The 2384-nt window shown below is 63.3% G+C and carries 2 protein-coding genes and 1 pseudogene; all 3 read left to right on the forward strand.

Translation table 11 applies throughout. The features are described 5' to 3' along the window. A pseudogene (locus EN893_RS29340) lies at nucleotides 1-188 on the forward strand (ABC transporter permease); the annotation flags it as partial. After that, nucleotides 185-1144: an ABC transporter permease gene (locus EN893_RS29345; protein WP_127270155.1), complete on the forward strand. Its 960-nt coding sequence runs from the start codon at nucleotides 185-187 to the stop codon at nucleotides 1142-1144. The pseudogene EN893_RS29340 and the gene EN893_RS29345, both read left to right, overlap by 4 nt. Beyond that, a partial coding sequence (locus EN893_RS29350) for a M20/M25/M40 family metallo-hydrolase (protein ID WP_245490924.1) occupies nucleotides 1141-2384 on the forward strand: 1244 nt, incomplete at its 3' end. The genes EN893_RS29345 and EN893_RS29350, both read left to right, overlap by 4 nt.

Consider the following 2384-nt stretch of genomic DNA (forward strand, 5'->3'; position numbering starts at 1 on the left):
GATGCAGCCTGATCGGCACCGTGCTCGGCGTGCTGCTTCTGAGAATCCTGCAGAACGGCCTGCTGCTGATCGGTGTCCCTTCCCTTTGGCAGCCTGTCGTCACCGGCGTTCTCATCATCGGCGTGCTTGGCTTCGAAGCTGTTTGCAACCGATTGCCGCTCGGCAGATTTCAACGAGCCCGCGCATGAAAACGCTCCGCAACCTGCAAGGCCCGGCCCTTACCCTGGCTTTGCTCTGTATGCTTTGGCTGATCGTGATTGTCGGCCTGCTGGCGCTCAGGCCTTCTGTTTTCAATCTCGGCACCGTCACCACCATTCTTCAGTTCTCGACGATCCTTGCCCTGGTCGGCCTTGGACAAGGGCTGGTCATCATGGCCGGTGGCGCCGGCATCGACCTCTCGGTCGGCGGTGCGGTCTCGCTGTCCGCCATCGTCGCGATGCTTTGCCTCAAGCTGGGATTGCCGCCGGTCCTGCTGCCCGCCGTCTGCATCCTGGCCGGCGCGATGCTCGGTGCCTTGAACGGATGGCTGGTGAACGGGCTCGCGCTTCTCCCCTTCATCGCGACGCTCGGCACCTTCTTCGTCTATTCCGGCGCTGCACTTGCCATTACCGGCGGCGCGGCCCAAGCAGGCGTGCCCTCCTGGCTGCTTGTGTGGGGGCGCGGCGTCGTCATGGGCATTCCCCTGCCCTTTCTCACCCTTGCCATCCCCTGCTTTGCGCTAGCCGGTTTGGTGCTGCTCTCGACAGCGTGGGGGCGCTGGATCTACGCCATGGGTTTCAACGAACGCTCGGCCAGGCTGGTCGGTATTCCGGTCGATCGCGTTCGCTTGATCCTCTACGCCTTGAGTGGCGCGCTCGCCGGCGCCGCTGGGCTCGTCTCGATCTCCTGGCTCGGCAGCGGCAGGCCCAATATCGGCCAGAACCTCGAACTCGAATCGCTGACTGCCGCCATGCTTGGAGGCATCGCCATCACCGGAGGGCGCGGTGGCGTTGGCGGCGTGTTCGCGGCCGTCCTGCTGCTGGTCACGCTGAAGACCGGCCTTCTGCAATTGAACATCAACACGGTTTGGCAGGTGGGGATTGTCGGCGCCCTTCTGGTTTTCGTCCTTCTCGCCGACCGACTTTCCCAACGTTGGAGATCATGATGCCGTCCATGGAAGAGATCATTGCCGCGCGCGTCGAGGCAAGCGCTGACCGTATCGTCCAAACGCTGAGCGATCTCGTCGCCTTCCCCTCGATCGTGAAATCCGATCCAAAGGAGGCCGGCCCCGGCGAGCGTGATTGCCAGCTCTATCTGCAAAAGCGGATCGAGGCGCTCGGCTTCTCGACCGATCTATGGGACCCGGATGGCCCTGCACTCTACGAAAAATACAAGGGGCGCGCCGGCGCCAACAAAGGCAGGACGTTCGAAGGCCGGCCCAATCTCGGCGGCGTCTTGAAGGGCACGGGCGGCGGTCGCTCCATCATGCTGACCGGCCATATCGATGTCGTCCCGCCCGGCGCCGCAGGGCACTGGACGACCGACCCGTTCCAGCCCGTCCTCAAGGACGGATTTCTACACGGCCGCGGTACGGTCGACATGAAAGGCGGCGTCGCCTGCATGCTGATGGCCGTCGAGATCCTGAAGGGACTCGACATTCCCCTGTCCGGAGACGTCGTCTTCACCACCGTCGTCGACGAGGAAATCGGCGGCATGGGGTCGCTGGCCATGGTCGATCGCGGCTTTCACGCCGACGCCGGCATCATGACCGAACCGACGGCGAACAAGATCGCACCGCTCTGTCACGGCATTCTGTGGGGGAAGATCATCATTGACGGCATAGGCGGGCATGCGGAGCTGACGCCCAATGCCTGGTATTCGAGCGGCCCGGTCGATGCCGTCCAGCTTTGCCGGCAAATCCTCGACGGCATCGACATCCTCAACCGGCGCTGGATGTTCGATCCCAGAAAGAACCATCCGTTGATGGACCTGCCCAACCAGATCATCGTCACCCAGATGAGCGCCGGCGAACATCCGTCCTCCATGGCAGGGCGCGGCGAGATCATCATCGACGCTCAATATCTGCCGAGCGAGCACGACGAGTTCAAACTGGGTGGCAACGTCAAACGCGAAATCGAAGAGCACATAGCCAATGTCTGCCAGGCAGACCCCTACCTGCGAAAGCACCCCGCCCGCGTCGAGTGGATCCTCGACGCCGATTGCGCCGAAATCCCCTCGGACAATCCCTTTGTCGGCGTCTTCCAGGAGGCCGTCAAAGAAGCCAATCTCTCGCCGGTCCTGAGTGGTTTTGGCGCGCACAGCGACATCGGCCTGCCGACCGGCCTCGGCAACACGCCGACCGTCAATTTCGGTCCCGGCGACCCCGCGCAGGCGCATCAGCCGCT

It is taken from the genome of Mesorhizobium sp. M7A.F.Ca.CA.004.04.2.1 (assembly GCF_004022825.1).
Lineage (GTDB): Bacteria > Pseudomonadota > Alphaproteobacteria > Rhizobiales > Rhizobiaceae > Mesorhizobium.

Coding starts and splice junctions, on each gene's coding strand:
- EN893_RS29345 (WP_127270155.1), top strand. CDS start 185: ATGAAAACGCTCCGCAACCTGCAAGGCCCGGCCCTTACCCTGGCTTTG.